Source organism: Mesorhizobium sp. M7A.F.Ca.US.006.01.1.1 (assembly GCF_003997935.1).
Lineage (GTDB): Bacteria > Pseudomonadota > Alphaproteobacteria > Rhizobiales > Rhizobiaceae > Mesorhizobium.
The window spans coordinates 1-15,484 of record NZ_RZQL01000173.1 but is presented as its reverse complement, the minus strand read 5'-3'; the positions used below and the strand labels follow the sequence as shown (position 1 = coordinate 15,484).

Annotated in this window: 17 protein-coding genes and 1 pseudogene; 10 read left to right on the top strand and 8 right to left on the bottom strand. The window is 63.4% G+C overall.

Annotated features, from left to right (window positions below):
• Nucleotides 1-207, bottom strand: a pseudogene (locus tag EN943_RS25780) (keto-deoxy-phosphogluconate aldolase); the annotation flags it as partial.
• Between the two features lie 311 nt (nt 208-518).
• Between EN943_RS25780 and EN943_RS25775 the strand changes: the two are divergent.
• The 3 genes from EN943_RS25775 to EN943_RS25765 all read left to right on the top strand — a co-directional run bounded on the left by EN943_RS25775 (nt 519) and on the right by EN943_RS25765 (nt 3,363).
• A complete protein-coding gene (locus EN943_RS25775) occupies nt 519-1,439 on the top strand; it encodes a rhodanese-related sulfurtransferase (protein ID WP_127415151.1) in 921 nt (306 codons plus the stop codon).
• 117 nt (nt 1,440-1,556) lie between these two features.
• The gene (locus EN943_RS25770; RefSeq protein WP_127415150.1) at nt 1,557-2,294 is read left to right on the top strand and encodes a tellurite resistance TerB family protein; all 738 of its coding nucleotides are present in this window, start codon (nt 1,557-1,559) and stop codon (nt 2,292-2,294) included.
• Between the two features lie 313 nt (nt 2,295-2,607).
• Nucleotides 2,608-3,363: an SDR family oxidoreductase gene (locus EN943_RS25765; protein WP_127415149.1), complete on the top strand. Its 756-nt coding sequence runs from the start codon at nt 2,608-2,610 to the stop codon at nt 3,361-3,363.
• 179 nt (nt 3,364-3,542) lie between these two features.
• On the opposite strand, the gene EN943_RS25760 is transcribed toward EN943_RS25765, so the two are convergent.
• Nucleotides 3,543-3,917, bottom strand: a complete 375-nt coding sequence (locus EN943_RS25760; RefSeq protein ID WP_127415148.1) for a YciI family protein — start codon at nt 3,915-3,917, stop codon at nt 3,543-3,545.
• An 85-nt stretch (nt 3,918-4,002) separates the two neighbouring features.
• Nucleotides 4,003-4,899 (bottom strand): LysR substrate-binding domain-containing protein, encoded by an 897-nt coding sequence (locus tag EN943_RS25755; protein WP_127415147.1) that lies wholly within the window; start codon nt 4,897-4,899, stop codon nt 4,003-4,005.
• Here EN943_RS25755 and EN943_RS25750 point away from each other — a divergent pair.
• The 3 genes from EN943_RS25750 to EN943_RS25740 are packed head-to-tail and all read left to right on the top strand — an operon-like array spanning nt 4,796 to nt 7,303.
• Entirely contained in the window at nt 4,796-5,869 is a 1,074-nt protein-coding gene (locus EN943_RS25750) for a transporter substrate-binding domain-containing protein (RefSeq protein ID WP_245475969.1), read from the top strand. The genes EN943_RS25755 and EN943_RS25750 overlap by 104 nt on opposite strands.
• 10 nt (nt 5,870-5,879) lie before the next feature.
• Nucleotides 5,880-6,557 (top strand): amino acid ABC transporter permease, encoded by a 678-nt coding sequence (locus EN943_RS25745; protein ID WP_127415145.1) that lies wholly within the window; start codon nt 5,880-5,882, stop codon nt 6,555-6,557.
• Nucleotides 6,554-7,303, top strand: coding sequence for an MBL fold metallo-hydrolase (locus EN943_RS25740; RefSeq protein ID WP_245475968.1), 750 nt, complete (start codon nt 6,554-6,556; stop codon nt 7,301-7,303). The genes EN943_RS25745 and EN943_RS25740 overlap by 4 nt, the downstream gene beginning before the upstream one ends.
• A 3-nt stretch (nt 7,304-7,306) precedes the next feature.
• Here EN943_RS25740 and EN943_RS25735 read toward each other — a convergent pair whose 3' ends face one another.
• The gene (locus EN943_RS25735) at nt 7,307-8,491 is read right to left on the bottom strand and encodes a pyridoxal phosphate-dependent aminotransferase (protein ID WP_127415144.1); all 1,185 of its coding nucleotides are present in this window, start codon (nt 8,489-8,491) and stop codon (nt 7,307-7,309) included.
• An 83-nt stretch (nt 8,492-8,574) separates the two neighbouring features.
• Between EN943_RS25735 and EN943_RS25730 the strand changes: the two genes are divergently transcribed.
• The 4 genes from EN943_RS25730 to denD all read left to right on the top strand — a co-directional run bounded on the left by EN943_RS25730 (nt 8,575) and on the right by denD (nt 11,551).
• Nucleotides 8,575-9,261 (top strand): GNAT family protein, encoded by a 687-nt coding sequence (locus EN943_RS25730; RefSeq protein ID WP_127415143.1) that lies wholly within the window; start codon nt 8,575-8,577, stop codon nt 9,259-9,261.
• A 10-nt stretch (nt 9,262-9,271) separates the two neighbouring features.
• Entirely contained in the window at nt 9,272-10,255 is a 984-nt protein-coding gene (locus EN943_RS25725; protein ID WP_127415142.1) for a cation diffusion facilitator family transporter, read from the top strand.
• Nucleotides 10,256-10,344: 89 nt separating this feature from the next.
• Nucleotides 10,345-10,557 carry a hypothetical protein gene (locus EN943_RS25720; RefSeq protein WP_127415141.1) on the top strand — a complete coding sequence of 71 codons (213 nt, stop codon included), beginning with the start codon at nt 10,345-10,347 and terminating at the stop codon, nt 10,555-10,557.
• Nucleotides 10,558-10,573: 16 nt separating this feature from the next.
• Nucleotides 10,574-11,551: a D-erythronate dehydrogenase gene (gene denD / locus EN943_RS25715; RefSeq protein WP_127415140.1), complete on the top strand. Its 978-nt coding sequence runs from the start codon at nt 10,574-10,576 to the stop codon at nt 11,549-11,551.
• A gap of 25 nt (nt 11,552-11,576) precedes the next feature.
• Here denD and EN943_RS25710 read toward each other — a convergent pair whose 3' ends face one another.
• The 4 genes from EN943_RS25710 to EN943_RS25695 form a co-directional block, all read right to left on the bottom strand.
• Nucleotides 11,577-12,731 carry a nickel/cobalt transporter gene (locus tag EN943_RS25710; protein ID WP_127415139.1) on the bottom strand — a complete coding sequence of 385 codons (1,155 nt, stop codon included), beginning with the start codon at nt 12,729-12,731 and terminating at the stop codon, nt 11,577-11,579.
• Nucleotides 12,728-13,396 carry a DUF1007 family protein gene (locus EN943_RS25705; RefSeq protein ID WP_027161413.1) on the bottom strand — a complete coding sequence of 223 codons (669 nt, stop codon included), beginning with the start codon at nt 13,394-13,396 and terminating at the stop codon, nt 12,728-12,730. Before EN943_RS25705 ends, EN943_RS25710 begins: the two co-directional genes overlap by 4 nt.
• Nucleotides 13,397-13,574: 178 nt before the next feature.
• The gene (locus EN943_RS25700; protein ID WP_127415138.1) at nt 13,575-14,474 is read right to left on the bottom strand and encodes a LysR family transcriptional regulator; all 900 of its coding nucleotides are present in this window, start codon (nt 14,472-14,474) and stop codon (nt 13,575-13,577) included.
• Between the two features lie 2 nt (nt 14,475-14,476).
• On the bottom strand, nt 14,477-15,484 hold a 1,008-nt coding region (locus EN943_RS25695), incomplete at its 5' end, for an amidase (protein ID WP_127415137.1).

The window sequence follows — 15,484 nt, the reverse complement described above, 5'->3', positions numbered from 1 at the left end:
GACGATGGCTTCCTCGACTTCACCAGCCACCCGGCGGATCGCATCCAGTGCGTCGGCGGTCCTCAGCGTGATCTCGATCGCCGGCAGGCCGCCGCGCGCCAGCGCGCGGGCCAGCGGCACGGCATCGGCGACATCGGAGATCTTCAGCACCGGGATGACCGGCTGGCCGTTGAGGAGCGACAGGAGTTTTTCGGTCTTGCTGGGCATGTGTCTCTCCGTGGCGTGGGACAATTCAACCGATTAGCAGAAGGCCGCTTTCCTGTCCACGAAACCGGCCGTGTCGCGATGTCACGCGTCGCCCATGCCCGCCATGCCTGGCTTGACAAAGGCGGCTGCCAACTCGGCGGTGTCGGCAGCTTTTGTGCCGGTAGCTTTTCAGGATAGGAATTTTTTCTTGACTCCCTGACCTCAGCTATGGTACAAATTCGCCCATGGTGCGGATTTGCGCCAGTGACCAGCCGAACAGCATGCCTGCCTTGCCTTGAATCGGCTTGCTCGATCGTCTAGTGGCTTCGGCAATGACATCACTTCCACCCCTTCGCGTCGCCGCGCTCTACCGGTTTGCCCGGCTCGACGCTTTCGAAGACCTGCGCGCGCCGCTCGCCGCCTTCTGCTGCGGGCGCGGCATCAAGGGCACGCTGCTGCTGGCGCATGAAGGCATCAACGGCACCGTCGCCGGCAGCGAGACGGCAATTGCCGAACTGATCTTGTATCTCGAAGCCATCGAAGGGCTGGCCGGCCTCGAGGTCAAGTACAGCGTGGCCGCGGAGATGCCGTTCCACCGCATGAAGGTGCGGCTGAAGCGCGAGATCGTCACCATGGGTGTCGATGACATCGATCCTTCGAAAAGTGCCGGCACCTATGTCGCGCCGGCTGACTGGAACGCTCTGATCTCGCAGCCCGGCACTGTCATCATCGACACGCGCAACGCCTACGAAGTGTCGATCGGCACGTTCAGGGGCGCGATCGATCCAGCCACCGCAAGCTTTCGCGAGTTCCCGGCCTGGGTGGAAGCGCACCGGGCGGAGCTCGAAGGCCGCAAGGTGGCGATGTTCTGCACCGGCGGCATACGCTGCGAAAAGGCGACCGCCTATGTCAAATCGCTCGGCTTCGAGGATGTCTTTCATCTCAAGGGCGGCATCCTCAAATACCTCGAAGAGGTTCCAGCCGAACAGAGCCTCTGGCAAGGCGAGTGCTTCGTTTTCGACGAGCGGGTTTCGGTGTCGCACGGCCTCGCCGAGGGCGAGGCGGAACTGTGCCGCGCCTGCCGCCACCCGCTGACGCCGGGCGACCTGGCGTCGCCCAAATTCGCCGCCGGTATTTCGTGCCCGCATTGCTTCGATGCGCGTTCGGAAGAGGACCGCCAGCGCTATGCCGAGCGCCAGCGCCAGGTCGAACTTGCGCAGGCGCGGGGCAGGGGTCCGCATATCGGCTCCTGATCCAGGCATCGTGCTGCTGCAAAGCGGCTGCCTGTCATTGCAATGTCAAGTTTCGGGACCTACGTCTTCGACGTTCGAAACCTGCCCGTTCGGCCGGGCAAATCCTGGAGGCACTGAATGTTCGATCCCAAGAAGCTTCTCGACGATCTGCTCGGCTCGCAAATCCCCGGCACCAGCGGCACCGTCCGAGACAAGGCGGGGCAGGCCGTGCAGATGGCCAAGGACAATCCGCTGGCCGCCGGTGCGCTGGCTGCGGTGCTGCTCGGAACCGGTACTGGCCGTAACGTGACGGGCGCCGCGGTGAAGCTTGGCGGACTGGCTGCCATCGGCGGTCTCGCCTACAAGGCCTACCAGAACTACAAGGCCGGCAACGCACCCGCGGAAGCGCCGGCGGCAGGCGAACCGGAATTGCTGCCGCCGCCCAAGGACACCGCCTTCCACCCGTCGCAGGCGCCGCAAGGCGAGGACGAATTCACGCTGACCCTGATACGGGCGATGATCTCGGCGGCGAAGGCCGATGGCCATATCGATGATGAAGAGCGCCAGAAGATCGCCGGCAAGCTCAGCCTGGCCGGCATAGGCTCCGATGCCGAAAAGTTCCTGATGGCGGAGCTGGCAAGCCCGCTCGACCTCGACACGCTGGTGGCCGGCGTCAAGACCGATGCGCAGAAGCTCGAACTCTACACGGCGTCGCGCCTGACCATCGATCCCGACACACGCGCCGAGCGCGGCTATCTCGATCTGCTCGCCGGTCGGCTCGGCCTGCCGGACGCGCTGGTCGACCATGTCGAGGCGACAGTTTCGGCGGCCAAGGTACCGGCCAAGGCCGGGACGTCACCCAATCCGCGGTGGTAGGCCAAAACGGCACAAGGCGCACTTTCTGGGTTAACCTCTCGTTAACCCAGCAAGCGCATCATTCTACCCAGTCGGATCGGCTTTTCCTCCTCCCAAGCCCGGTTCAGATCAGGGGCGGTCGCCAATGACCGCCCTTTTTGTCGGCCCGATCTGGTGCCCGACTGCGACCTTTTCCGACAGCCGAATTCGACTTTTCGCGATTGTGCTCCTGTGCTCGGCTTGCCATCGACGCCGCCATTTGCGATGCCTTTGGTTCTTACGCCAACCCTGAAAATCAGGCGGGCACGCACCGCGATGCCGGAGGACAACAATCATGACCGAGCAAAGAACCGCCATCGTCACCGGGGCCGGCACGGGCATCGGCAAGAGCGTCGCCACGGCGCTGCTCAAGGCCGGCTGGAACACAGTGTTCTGCGGACGCCGCAAATCCGTGCTGGATGCAGCCGTGGCTGAGGCCGGGCCCACCGGCGCCAAGGCCTTGGCGGTTGCCTGCGACATCAGCAAGGCAGGCGAGGTCGACGATCTGTTCGAGACCGTGGCGGCGGCCTTCGGCCGTGTCGACCTGCTCTTCAACAACGCCGGCATGGGTTACAAATCGACGCCGATCGACGAGATCCCGGTCGAAGTGTGGAACGATATCGTTGGGGTCAACCTGACCGGTTCGTTCCTGTGTGCGCGCGCCGCCTTCGGCGCCATGCGCAAGCAGAAGCCGATGGGTGGCCGCATCATCAACAACGGTTCGGTGTCGGCCTATGCGCCACGCCCGGGCTCGGTGCCCTATACGGCGACCAAGCATGCCATCACAGGACTGACCAAGACGCTGGCGCTCGACGGCCGGCCCTATGACATCGCCTGCGGCCAGATCGACATCGGCAATGCGCTGACCGATATGGCGCAGCCTATGACGGTCGGCGTGCCGCAGGCCAATGGCTCCATATCAGCCGAAGCGGTGATGGACGTTCAGCGCGTCGCCGACGCCGTCGTCCACATGGCCAGCCTGCCGCTCGACGCCAACGTGCTGTTCATGACCGTCATGGCGACCAAGATGCCGTTTGTCGGGCGTGGGTGAGCAGCCCGGTTCGCGTAAGCGAATTCATCGTGCCAGTGGCACGATGAAAGGCCGGCGAACGGTGAAGGCCCGATCCGCCTTTCGGGCGGATCAAAAGGTCCAGTGGACCTTTTGAAGGGGCTGAACGCCCGAAAGGGCTGAAGGACGCTGCGAAGCAGCGGGGACCCAGCCGGATGGTTTTATTTCCCCGCAAGCGGCACGCCGGGCTTGAAAAGCAGAATGGGCCGGATCTCGTAAACGGCGGTAGGATTGACGCGGCGAAGGTCGCGGGCGATCGCGATTGCCGCGTCTCTCGTGTCACAGTCGACCACATAGAGGCCGAGAAGCTGTTCCTTGGTTTCGGCGAACGGGCCGTCGATGATTATGCCGTCGCCTGGGCCGCGCAGCGTGCAAGCGTCGTTTGTCGCGCCCAGACGCGCGGACGGTCCAAGCGTGCCTTCCTCATGAAGCCGGGTGTTGATCTTCAGCAGGTCGGCCATAAGTGCTGCATCTTCCCGCGGCGTCAGCGCCTTGATCGCATCTTCCACGTGATAGGCGAGGATTGCATAGAACATTTGATGTCACCCTTTTCGAGACGTCATTCAAACGGGCTGATCGTAGAAAGTCGGGCGAACGGGAACAAGAGAGTATCCCGGAATCTCAGCGCGATGGCTGCGTTGCCTGGTCGACAAGCCAGTCGACAAATCGCGAGATGGTCGGGTTCGCCAAGCCCTCCTCGTGGGATATGCAGTAGTAATTCCGGGCGGCTGGCGTGGAGAGGGTCAGGGGCTGGACGAGACGCCCCTCGTCCAGGTCGCGAAAGGATATGATGTCGTTGGTCAGGGCGACACCGTGACCATCGCGAGCTGCCTGAAGCACCATGGCAAAATTGTCGAAATAGATGTCGGACTGCACGGCGTGCGGCACGCGCGCCTGCATCAGCCAGTGCCGCCACTGGCTGCCATCATCCTCATGCAGCAGGCGATGATGCAGGACATCGCGTGGCTCGCGAATGCCGTGCGGGCCGCGCAGCAATTGCGGGCTGCAGACCGGCGCGGCGTGCATGCTGTGCAGCAACCGCCAGGAAAACCCGGGCCAGGGCGGACTGCCATAGACGATGGCGACATCGACCTTTCGCCAGTCAAGTTCCTCGAATGCCACCGCCGTCAGCATCTGCAGCCGAATGTCCTGATTGGCGTCCAGAAACTGAAAGATCCGGGCCGTGAGCCATGTCGTTCCAAAGACCGAGGGCGCCGAGACGCGCAGCTCCGCCCTGCCTGTCGTGGCGTAGGCATTGGCCGATATGTCGCGGATCGAGTCCGCGATCTGATGCATGGCCGTGCCGACGCTCTTCTGCAGCGTGGCCCCCCGCTCTGTCAGCACGAGGCGGCGGCCGCTTTTCCTGAAAAGGTCGATACCCAGCGAGAGCTGCAAGGCGCGCAACTGCTGACTGATGGCGCCCGGCGTCACATGCAGCTCGGCGGCGGCCGCCGCGACGTTGCCTAGCCGCGAAACGCTTTCGAAAGCTCTTAGCGAATGCAGAGATGGATCGGCCACGCAGCACCTTAGTTTAGAAAAACTGTTCTTTAATGCCGTTAAAGATTTAGCTTGTCTCATGAGAATTGCAACATATGGTCGAAGACAGCCACAAGCAGGCATCGCAAAAACAAAAATGGGGAACTTGGATATGCTTCACGCACGCATCACCGTTGCGGCGAAAATCGCCTTTGGCGGGCTGGTCGTCACGACCCTTTTCGCCCCCCTGCCGGCGGCACAGGCCGCGGGTTCCAACCTGGTCCGGGACGGGGTCCTGAACGTCTGTACCGGCGGCGATTTCCCACCCATGCAGTATTACGAGAATCCGGGTGACGAGAACCTCGTCGGTTTCGAAGTCGATGTCGTCGACGCCATCGCCAAGCGGTGGGGTGGCACCAGCAGATATGTGGTCGGCGACTTCAAGGGACTCTTGTCGTCCCTGGGCGCCGAGCGCTGCGATCTCGTTGCAAGCGGCATCATGGTGACCAAGGAGCGCCTCAAGGCCTATGATGCCGTTCCTTACTTCGTCTCCAACGTCGTGATGGTGACCGCTGCCTCGGATTCCGAGACCAAGTCGCCGCTCGACCTCAGCGGCAAAGTATTGTCTATCGAGGCGGGCACCACCTATGAAAAGACGGCTGCGGATCTGAACCTCGAACTGGCGAAAGCCGGCAAGCCACCAGCCGAGATACAGACCTACCCTTCAGCCTCGGCGGTCATCGAACAGATTCTGGTCGGCCGTGCCGCAGCGACGATTACTCAGGACACCACGGCGGCCTTCCGTCTCAAGCAGATGCCGGGCCGGCTGCAAATTCCGTACAATTATGGCGACGGCGAAACCTACGGCATCTATCTAAGAAAGGGCGGGGACAACCGCGCGGCATTGGTGGAGGCTATCGAGGCGCTTCAGGCTAGCGGCGAGATGAAGACGCTGCTGCAGAAATGGAATCTTCCCGAGACCGCCACCGACGTCAAACACGCGACCAATTGAGGGGAAAGCGGTGTTCGACAACAAGCTCTTCCTGACGGCGTTATTCGGCTGGCCCCTAGCCAAGGGGGCATTGCTCACCTTGGTTCTCTCGGTTCTGGTGATGTCGGTTGCCCTGGCTATATCCTTGGCAACGGCTGCGCTGGCCACTTCGAAGCGGCGCTGGATCCGTGTGTCGATCGCCACCTTTGTCTGGCTTTTTCGCGGGGCGCCGGCGCTGCTCGTGCTGCTGTTCGTGTGGAATGGGCTGCCGCAAATCTCGGCGGTGTTCCGATCGAGCTGGTTCACGCCATTCATCGCGGCCTTTCTTGCCCTCACGTTGATCCAGATTGCCTACCTGACCGAGATCCTTCGCAGTTCCTATGCATCCATCGGCAAGGGACAGTCGGAAGGCGCGGCGGCACTCGGCTTGCACCGAGGTCAGATATTCTTCCTGGTCATCTTGCCCCAAGCGCTTCGCGTCGCGTTGCCGTCGCTGGTCAACGAATTCATTTCGCTGCTGAAGGCAACGTCGCTGGCGACGGTCATCTCGCTCAAGGAGCTTATGACGGTTACCCAGTTCGCGATCGCCACCAGCTTTCGTTTCCTGGAATGGTATGGCGCCGCGCTGATCTACTACATGTCGATGGTTTCGGTTCTAACCGTCTTCCAGATGAAGCTCGAGCGGATGCTTGCGCGGGGACATCGATGATGTCGCTCGCCGCCTTCGGCAGCGCTCACCGTGCTTCCAACTGGTTTTCATGCGAAGGCTTGGCGCAGGGCATAACGCGGCTATGGGAGCCGCAAGTCCATTCTTTTTTCAGAAGCAACGTCTTCCATGTTCGCGGGCGCGATGGCGATCTCGTCATCGACGGTGGCATGGGTCTCGTGCCGCTCAGGCCAGTGCTGGGCCTGTTGCCAGGCAAGCCGGTGGTGGCCGTGGCAACGCACGTCCATGTCGATCATGTCGGCGCGCTGAGCGAATTTCAGACCAGGCTCGGCCATCGGGCCGAGGCTGCCTTCTTCGCGGACATGGCTGACGAACACACGCTGGCCGGCTATTTTCGCGAGATGGCGGACGGACTCGATCATCTGCCCTACAAGGGCTGGTCCCAGCAACCCTTCCATGTCCAACCGGCGCCACTGTCTCGAATCCTTGCTGACGGCGATGTCGTCGAAACCGGCGACAGGTCGTTTCGCGTCCTGCATCTGCCGGGTCATTCGCCGGGGTCGATCGGCCTTCTCGATGAACTCAACGGCGACTTTCTGACAGGCGATGCGATCTATCGCGGCCGATTGGTCGACGATCTCCCGGGGTCGGACGTGCCGGCCTATCGGAAAACCATGCAGCGGCTTTTGCAAATAGAGTTCAGCCGAGCTTATTGCGGACATGGCGAAACGATCGACCAGGACGAGTTGCGATCGATCGCAAGAACCTATCTCGACAGCCCGAGCTGAACCTCACTTCGCCAGGAACGTTCCGATCCGCTCCAGCGCGCGCAAGATGTTCTCCTCGGAGTTGGCGTAGGAGAGCCTGATATAGCCTTCGCCGAGAATGCCGAAATCGGGGCCGCCGATCAGCGCCACGCCGGCCTCGTCGAGCAGCGCAGAGGCCAGCTTCTTCGCCTTCCAGCCGGTCTTAGAGACGTTGGGGAAGGCGTAGAACGCGCCCTTGGGCGTGATGCAGGATATGTTGGGCAGGGCGTTCAGTCCCTCGACCACGATCTTCCGGCGGGCGTCGAAGGCGCGCATCATCTTGTCGACGTCGTCCTGTGGGCCGTCGATGGCGGCGATGCCGGCAAACTGGCTTGGCGCGTTGACGCAGGACCAGCAGTTGACCGCCAGCTTGCGCACCTTGTCGTAGAGATGGGCGCCCTTGTCGCCATTCGGCCAGATCGACCAGCCCATGCGCCAGCCGGTCATCGCCCAGGTCTTCGACCAGCCATTGAGCACGATCAGCCGATCGCGGATTTCGGGAAAGCCGAGCAGCGAGCAATGCGTTTCGCCATCATAGGTCATGACGTCATAGATCTCGTCGGAAAGGATGGCGACGTGCGGATGCGCCTCCAGCCCCTTGACCAGTTTCTCGATCTCGGCACGGGGCGTGACGCCGCCGGTCGGGTTGGCGGGCGAGTTGAGGATCAGCAGCCTGGTCTTCGAGGTGATCAGCGCCAGCGTCTCCTCGGCGGAGAAGGCAAAGCCGTTTTCTTCGCGCATAGGCACGGGAATAGGGGCTGCACCGGTGAACTCGATCATCGAGCGATAGATGGGGAAGCCCGGATCGGGATAGAGGATCTCGGCGCCGGGCTCGCCGAACATCAGGATCGCCGCGAACATGGTTGGCTTGCCGCCTGGCAGGATCATCACTGTCTCGGGCGACACCTCGACGCCGGTGGTGGCCAGCGTGCGGCGCACCACCGCCTCGCGCGTCGCCAGCAAGCCATTGGCCGGCGTGTAGCCGTGATGGCCGTCGCGCAGCGCCTTGATCGCCGCCTCGACGATGTGCTGCGGCGTCTTGAAGTCGGGCTGGCCGATACCGAGATTGACGATGTCGCGGCCTTGGCTCGCAAGCGCTGTGGCCCGCGCGAGCACGGCAAAGGCGTTTTCTTCGCCGAGGCGGTCGAAGGCCGAAATCGTGTGGAGCATTTTTCCCGTCCGTGTGGTTCTTGCTGTTGGGTCGCGTTTTTGTGAGCTTCGGCTGGCAAAAGTCAAACGGATTGGAGTTTTTGGTGTCGGAAAATCTCGAGGGTTGGCAGCCGCGTCCGCGGCCCAAGCGCAAGGTGATCGACGGCCGGTACGTCCGGCTTGAGCCGCTGAACGCCGCAAAACACGGCGACGGCCTCTATGAAGCGTCCTCCGTGTCCGACATCGACGGCCGCTTCGCCTGGTTGCCCGACTATCCGCCGGAGACCCGCGCCGCCTTCCAGCCATGGCTGGACAAGGTCGAGGCTAGCGAGGATCCGCTGTTCTTCACCGTCATCGACAAGGCCAGCGGCAAGGTCGCCGGACGCCAGACGCTGATGCGCATCGATCCGGCGAACGGCGTCATCGAGATCGGCAACATCTATTGGGGACCGCTCATCTCGCGCAAGCCGGGAGCAACCGAAGCGCAGTTCCTGTTCATGAAATACATCTTCGACGAACTCGGCTACCGCCGCTACGAATGGAAGTGCAACAACCGCAACGAGCCATCGAAGCGGGCCGCCGAACGGTTCGGCTTCAAGTTCGAAGGCATTTTCCGCCAGCATCTCATCGTCAAGGGTGAAAACCGCGATACCGCGTGGTATTCGATCATCGACAAGGAGTGGCCGGCGCTGCGCAGTGCCTATGAGGCGTGGCTCGATCCGGCCAATTTCGATGGCGACGGCCAGCAGAAGCGACGGCTCGAGGATTGTCGCGCGGAATTCGGCGCTTAGGAGTTCGCCATTGGCACATACCCACGATCACAACGGGCACGATCATAGCGGGCATGATCACGGCGCTGGCCATGTGCATGGTTCGACCGACAAGAAGCGCGTGCTGATCGCAGCCTGCCTGACTGGCGGCTTCATGATCGCCGAAGCGTTTGGCGGCATCCTCACCGGATCGCTGGCGCTGCTGGCCGATGCCGGCCACATGCTCGCCGATTCGATCGCGCTCGGCCTGGCCTGGTATGCCTTCCATCTAGCCGGCCGCCCGGCGACCGTTCGCCTCACCTACGGCTTCGGCCGGGTCAAGACGCTGGTGGCCTATACCAACGGCATTGCCATCTTCGTCATCGCGCTGTGGATCGTCTATGAAGCGTGGGGGCGCCTGCAGGCGCCGGCGCCAGTGCTTGGCGGGCCGATGCTGGCGGTGGCGATCCTCGGCCTGCTGGTCAACATCGGCGCGTTCTTCGTGCTGCATGGCGGCGACCGCGAGAGCCTGAACATGCGCGGCGCCATCCTGCATGTGCTTGGCGACCTGCTCGGCTCGGCTGCGGCCATCGTCGCCGCGCTGGTCATCCTGGCGACCGGCTGGACGCCGATCGACCCGATCCTGTCGGTCCTGGTCTCGCTGCTGATCCTCTACACGGCGTGGTCGCTGATGCGAGAAGCCGCCCATGTGCTGCTGGAGGGCGTGCCGCCAAGCCTCGACCGGGATCTGATCGCCAGGGATATCGAGGCGACGATCCAGGGCGTGCGCGAAGTGCACCACATGCATGTCTGGTCGCTCGACGGGACCAGCAACATGGCGACGCTGCATGCCTGTCTCGACGAGGGCGTCGATGCGCATCAGGCGGTCAGTGCCGTCAAGAAGCGGCTTGCCAGCGAGCACGGCATCAGCCATGCCACCGTGGAACCGGAATTCGGCCAATGCGCCGATGATGGCGACGAGCACGAGCATGGGCACGAGCATGAAGCGGCTGCATATCACGACCACCATCACTAGGACCGATCGATCGATGTCGATTGGCCCTGCCTCGGGAGTTGCAAAACCTTGAAAACCAGCTTGACGAACGCCCGCCGTCCGGACGCGGCATGATGGACCGCGACACCAGGAACGCTCTTATCGCTGCAGTGTGGATCATGCTGCTGTTCGGTATCGGCGCCTACTATCTGCCGACCGTGATGCTGGCACTCGGCAGCTTTTCGACCGTGCTGGCCGGCGCCTTTGGCATCGTCTTCGTGCTGGCGTTCTTCTCGGTGTTCTGGTTGCGGGCCCGCAACCAGCGCAAAAACCAGGGTAAATAGGCAAGGGATTTTCGATATGCGCATTCTGATCACTGGCGCCGCGGGTATGGTCGGCCGCAAGCTCATCGCCCGGCTGGCCAAGGACGGGACGCTGCGCGGCCGCAAGATCACGACGCTCGATTTACACGATATCGTGCCGCCACAGGCCCCGAGCCTGGACGGCGTCAGCGTCACGCTGCACACCGGCGATCTCGCCGAAGCAGGGGCCACTGAGCGCCTGGTCGCATCGCGCCCCGACGTCGTGTTCCATCTTGCCGGTATCGTGTCGGGCGAGGCGGAAGCGAATTTCGATCTTGGCTACCGCGTCAATCTCGATGGCACGCGCGCCCTGTTCGATGCCATCCGGCTGGCGGGCTTTGCGCCGCGCGTCGTCTTCACCTCGTCGATCGCGGTGTTCGGCGCGCCGTTCCCGGATGTCATTCCCGATGACTTCCATCCGACGCCGCTGACCTCCTACGGCACCCAGAAGCAGATGAGCGAAGCGCTGCTGGCCGACTATTCCAGGCGCGGTTTCTTCGACGGCATCGGCATCAGGCTGCCGACCATCTGCGTGCGGCCGGGCAAGCCGAACAAGGCGGCGTCCGGCTTCTTCTCAGGCATCATCCGCGAGCCGTTGAGCGGCCACGAGGCGATCCTGCCGGTGCCGCGCTCGGTCGTGCACACGCATGCCAGCCCGCGCTCGGCGGTCAATTTCCTGATCCATGCCGCAGGGATCGACGGCGCCGCCGTCGGGCCGCGCCGCAATCTGACCATGCCCGGCGTCGCCGTCACCGTCGGCGAGCAGATCGAGGCGCTGGAACGCATCGCCGGGCCGAAGGCGGTAAGCCTGATCCGCGAGGTTCCGGACGAGACGATCTGGGCGATCGTCAAGGGCTGGCCGACGCGCTTCGAGGCGAAGCGGTCACGGGAGCTCGGCTTCAGCGCCGAAAAGAGTTTTGACGAGATCATCCGCGCTCATATCGAGGATGAGCTGGGTGGCAAGATCGCGGGCTAAACTCCGAGCCTCGCGGCGCCGGGCATCATCCGCCCGACGCCAGGCTCGCCGACAGCAACAACAATCCGAACAGGAACACGAAGGCGGCGCCGCCGATCTCGACGATCGAGTGGATGCGGTTGCCCATGCGGCCGTCGCCGGCGAAATAAACCGCCCAGTTCTTGGCGGTCACCGCAAGCGTTGCCAGTGCCGAAACGGTGATGGCGGTGCCCAGCGACATCGCCAGCACCGACAGCAAACCGCCGAGCCAGAGGCCGTTGAGCAGGGCGAAGCTGAGCACGATCAGCGCGCCGGAGCAGGGGCGGATGCCGACCGCCGCCACCGCCGTCCAGGCCGTGCGCCAGTCGAAGCGGTCGCCCGATAGCAGCGCCGGATCGGGTGCGTGCGAATGGCCGCAGGTGTCGCAGACTTCGCCGGCCGCGTGATCGTGATGAGCATGATCGTGTTCGGCATGATCGTGCGAAGGGCCGTGCACATGGTCATGCGCGTGCAGCGCGTGCGAATGAGCATGCGCCGAATGGCTGTGAGCTGCATGGGAATGATCGGCATGCGAATGACCCCCGTGAGAATGGCCGGCGTGAGCCGCCGACAGGCTGTAGGCCGGGCCCTTGCCGAACAGGCGCAGGACGGCCGGGCCGAGCTTGCGCCACAGCAGCCAGGCGCCGAACAGGGTGACGAAGACAAAGCTCATGATCTCCATGAACCAGGCTGCGTCCGTCATCGAGACGGAGGTGCCGCGCAGGACGAAATAGGCGACTCCCATCACCGCGACGGCGGTCAGGCCCTGCAGCAGCGCCGAGACGAAGGACAGGAGGATGCCGCGCCGCAACGCCACCTCATTGGCCACCATGTAGGACGAGATCACCGCCTTGCCGTGGCCGGGGCCGGCAGCATGGAAAATGCCGTAGGCGAAGGACAGGCCGATAAGTATCCAGATCTTGCTGCCGTCCTGGCGCATCGCCTTCATCGCCGTTGCCAGCGCGCGGTAGAATTCCTGCTGCCTGAGATTGATCCACATCAGGATATGGGCGAACGGGCCGGTGGTGGGCGCCATGCCGTCATTGACGCCGATGCCGAGCGAACTCTGGGCATGAGCGGCGTCGGCGAAATGCATCATGGCGACAGTGAGGGCCAACAGGCCGAATGCCAAACGCAGGGACGGTTTCGTCACCGGCTTCATCCTTCTGGCTGACAGGTCAGTTCGAGCTTGGTGGCGAAGATCTTGCTCATATCGGTGCCGGTCGGGTCATTGAAAAAGGCATCGGTGAGGGTCTTCTGGTTTTCCTTGATGGCCTCGTCCGGGTCCGGACGGACCACCTTGCTGGTGCAGTTCGAGGGCAGGCCTTCAACCGTAATGTTGGAGTCCTCGGTGAAGTCGATCGCCGTGTAGAATGTCGGATCATAGACGCCGATATCGATCTTGCCGTTGAGCTTGATCGGCACCTTCGGTTCGGACTCGAACAGGATGATCAGCTGATCGTTGTCGAAGTTGGCCATCAGATGCGGCGGCGGCGTCATCGCCACGTCCTTGCCGTCAACGGTGACGAGCTGGAAGTAATTGAACTCGGCCAGCGAGGCATGAACGGTGTCGGCGACTTCCTTCAGCTCCTTGTCGTCGAGCTTCAGGTCGGAGTTCTTGTCGAACTCCATCATCACCGTCGAGGAAAACAGATCGTCGAAGCGCCAGAGATGACGCAGCGCCTTCACGCTTTGGTGATCCGGGGAGAGAATCACATCGAGGCGGGCCTCGGCGAAGACATGCGGATGCACGTAAGCCGGTCCAGTGGCGGCAAAGCTGGCCGCCAAGGCCGAAGCCAGCATGATTGCGTGCCGTTTCAGGTGCATTCTCGGTCGCGATTCCATAGGCCTCGGAAGAGTTGCCGAGAGTTACCAGAAAGGGGGCGAAATTGGGACCGCTGCTGCGTGTCGCCCAAAAGTGCGCAGCGGTTTTGGGACAACGACACGCACACGACAAAAACTCAAAGCGCGTCGCGGCGCAGCGCGCTTTTATGATTGACGCCGGTCAGCCAGCCTCGCGCGTCCTGAACCACTGCACCAGGAAGTCAACGAAGACGCGGACTTTCGCCGGCAGATAGCGGCGATGCGGGTAGACGGCGAAGATGCCGCCGCCCGACAGGATACGGTCATCCATCACCGACACCAGCTGGCCGCTCGCGAGGTCGGGCGCGGCGATGAAATCCGGCAGGACGGTAAATCCGAGCCCAGCCACGGCCGCGGCTCTCGCCGTCATCGGGCTGTTGACCTCGACCGGACCGGATACCGAAACGCTCACCGGATCGCCATTGTCGCCCTTGAACGGCCAGTTGTTCAGTCCGCGGCCATTGGTGTCGACGATGCAAGGCATGCGGCTGAGGTCCTGCGGCCGTGTCGGCATGCCATGCTTGGCGATCAGTTCGGGGGAGGCGCAGAGCTTTATCGAAAACGGCGCCAGCCGCCTGGCGATCAGCGACGAGTTCTCCAGCCGCGAGATGCGCACCGCAAGGTCGAAGCCTTCCTCGACCAGATCGACGAAGCGGTCGTCGAGCTGGATGTCGAGCACGATGTCGGGATGCTGCTTGGCGAAGTCGATCAGCGACTGGCCGATCGGCGCATCGGCGAAGGTGCGCGGCGCCGACAGCTTGATCCGGCCGCGCACGTCGCCGGAGGATTCGCGCACCGCGTCGGCCAGGCTGTCGACCTCGCGCACGATCTCCGAGGCGCGCCGGTAATAGGTGTGGCCGGCCTCTGTCATCGAGAACTGGCGCGTGGTGCGGTTGAGCAGCAAAGCGCCGAGTTCGTCCTCCAGCTCGCGCACGTATTTCGACAAAAGGGCCTTGGAGCGGCCGATCTTGCGCGCCGCCGCCGAAAAGCCCTCGGCCTCGACCACGTCGATGAAGGCACGCATGCGCGTCAGTGTGTCCATGGTCAGGCCTTTCGTGCCGCGTCGAGAAGTTTCCGGCCGAGCCGTATCAGGGCAATGTCGCTGCCGGAAGGCCCAAGCAGCGACAGGCCGAACGGGGCGCCGGCGACCGAGCCGACGGGTAAGGTGATTTGCGGGAAGCCGGACAGGCCGGCCAGGCACAGAAGTTGGAGCGCCCGTTCGCGATAGGCCTGGAACTGCTCCGGCGTGCTGTCCACGTAAGGCGCCGGACCAGGCACCGTCGGCAGGACAAGGAAGCCGTTCTTGCCGAGCAGGGCGCTCAGTTCGCCGCGAAAGGTCAGACGTCGCACCTTCTCGGCCTGCGCCGTCTTGTCGTCGACGGCACGGCCAAAGCCGAAACGCTCCTCGACACCAGGGCCGAGGCCGCGCTCGCCACTGGTGATCCATTCGCCATGCACTCCCCAGGCCTCCCTGGCCTGCAGCCGGCGAAAGCACCAGTAGAGTTCATCGGGAGATGAGGAGAAGCGGATTGCCGGTGTCGACGGCGCGCCGAAGACCGCGCCCGCCAGCCCCTTCATTCCGGCATATTCGGCCAGCGCCGGGCGGGCGACCAATCCATCCAGCCAATCCAGCGCCAGCGGCCGGTCCAACACGTGCTGGTGCGGATCGCGGCCGAGCAGCAGCTTGCCGACGGTCTCGTAGGTCTCGATGTCGTCGGCGAACCAGCCGAACGTGTCGAGGCTCGGCGCCAGCTTCATCGTGCCGTCGAGCGGAATGCGGCCATGCGTGGTGCGCAGCCCAATCAGTCCGCAAAAGCTCGCCGGCGCGCGGATCGAGCCGCCGGTGTCGGAGCCTGTGGCGATATCGGCCAGCCCGCCCGCCACCGCCGCCGCCGACCCCGATGAGGAGCCGCCAGTGACGCGGTCGGGTGCCGCCGGGTTCACCGGAAACGAGAAATGCGCATTCTGGCCGAACAGCGCGAAGGCGAGCTCGTCGGTCTGCGTCTTGCCGACGAAGCGTGCGCCGGCATCGAGGATCATCTGCACGGCGGG

What these genes read in the sequence shown, in the direction of transcription:
- EN943_RS25775 (WP_127415151.1), top strand. Translation starts at nt 519, where the DNA reads ATGACATCACTTCCACCCCTTCGCGTCGCCGCGCTCTACCGGTTTGCC.
- EN943_RS25770 (WP_127415150.1), top strand. Translation starts at nt 1,557, where the DNA reads ATGTTCGATCCCAAGAAGCTTCTCGACGATCTGCTCGGCTCGCAAATC.
- EN943_RS25765 (WP_127415149.1), top strand. Translation starts at nt 2,608, where the DNA reads ATGACCGAGCAAAGAACCGCCATCGTCACCGGGGCCGGCACGGGCATC.
- EN943_RS25760 (WP_127415148.1), bottom strand. Translation starts at nt 3,917, where the DNA reads ATGTTCTATGCAATCCTCGCCTATCACGTGGAAGATGCGATCAAGGCG.
- EN943_RS25750 (WP_245475969.1), top strand. Translation starts at nt 4,796, where the DNA reads ATGGCGCCCGGCGTCACATGCAGCTCGGCGGCGGCCGCCGCGACGTTG.
- EN943_RS25740 (WP_245475968.1), top strand. Translation starts at nt 6,554, where the DNA reads ATGATGTCGCTCGCCGCCTTCGGCAGCGCTCACCGTGCTTCCAACTGG.
- EN943_RS25735 (WP_127415144.1), bottom strand. Translation starts at nt 8,491, where the DNA reads ATGCTCCACACGATTTCGGCCTTCGACCGCCTCGGCGAAGAAAACGCC.
- EN943_RS25720 (WP_127415141.1), top strand. Translation starts at nt 10,345, where the DNA reads ATGATGGACCGCGACACCAGGAACGCTCTTATCGCTGCAGTGTGGATC.
- denD (WP_127415140.1), top strand. Translation starts at nt 10,574, where the DNA reads ATGCGCATTCTGATCACTGGCGCCGCGGGTATGGTCGGCCGCAAGCTC.
- EN943_RS25710 (WP_127415139.1), bottom strand. Translation starts at nt 12,731, where the DNA reads ATGAAGCCGGTGACGAAACCGTCCCTGCGTTTGGCATTCGGCCTGTTG.
- EN943_RS25705 (WP_027161413.1), bottom strand. Translation starts at nt 13,396, where the DNA reads ATGCACCTGAAACGGCACGCAATCATGCTGGCTTCGGCCTTGGCGGCC.
- EN943_RS25700 (WP_127415138.1), bottom strand. Translation starts at nt 14,474, where the DNA reads ATGGACACACTGACGCGCATGCGTGCCTTCATCGACGTGGTCGAGGCC.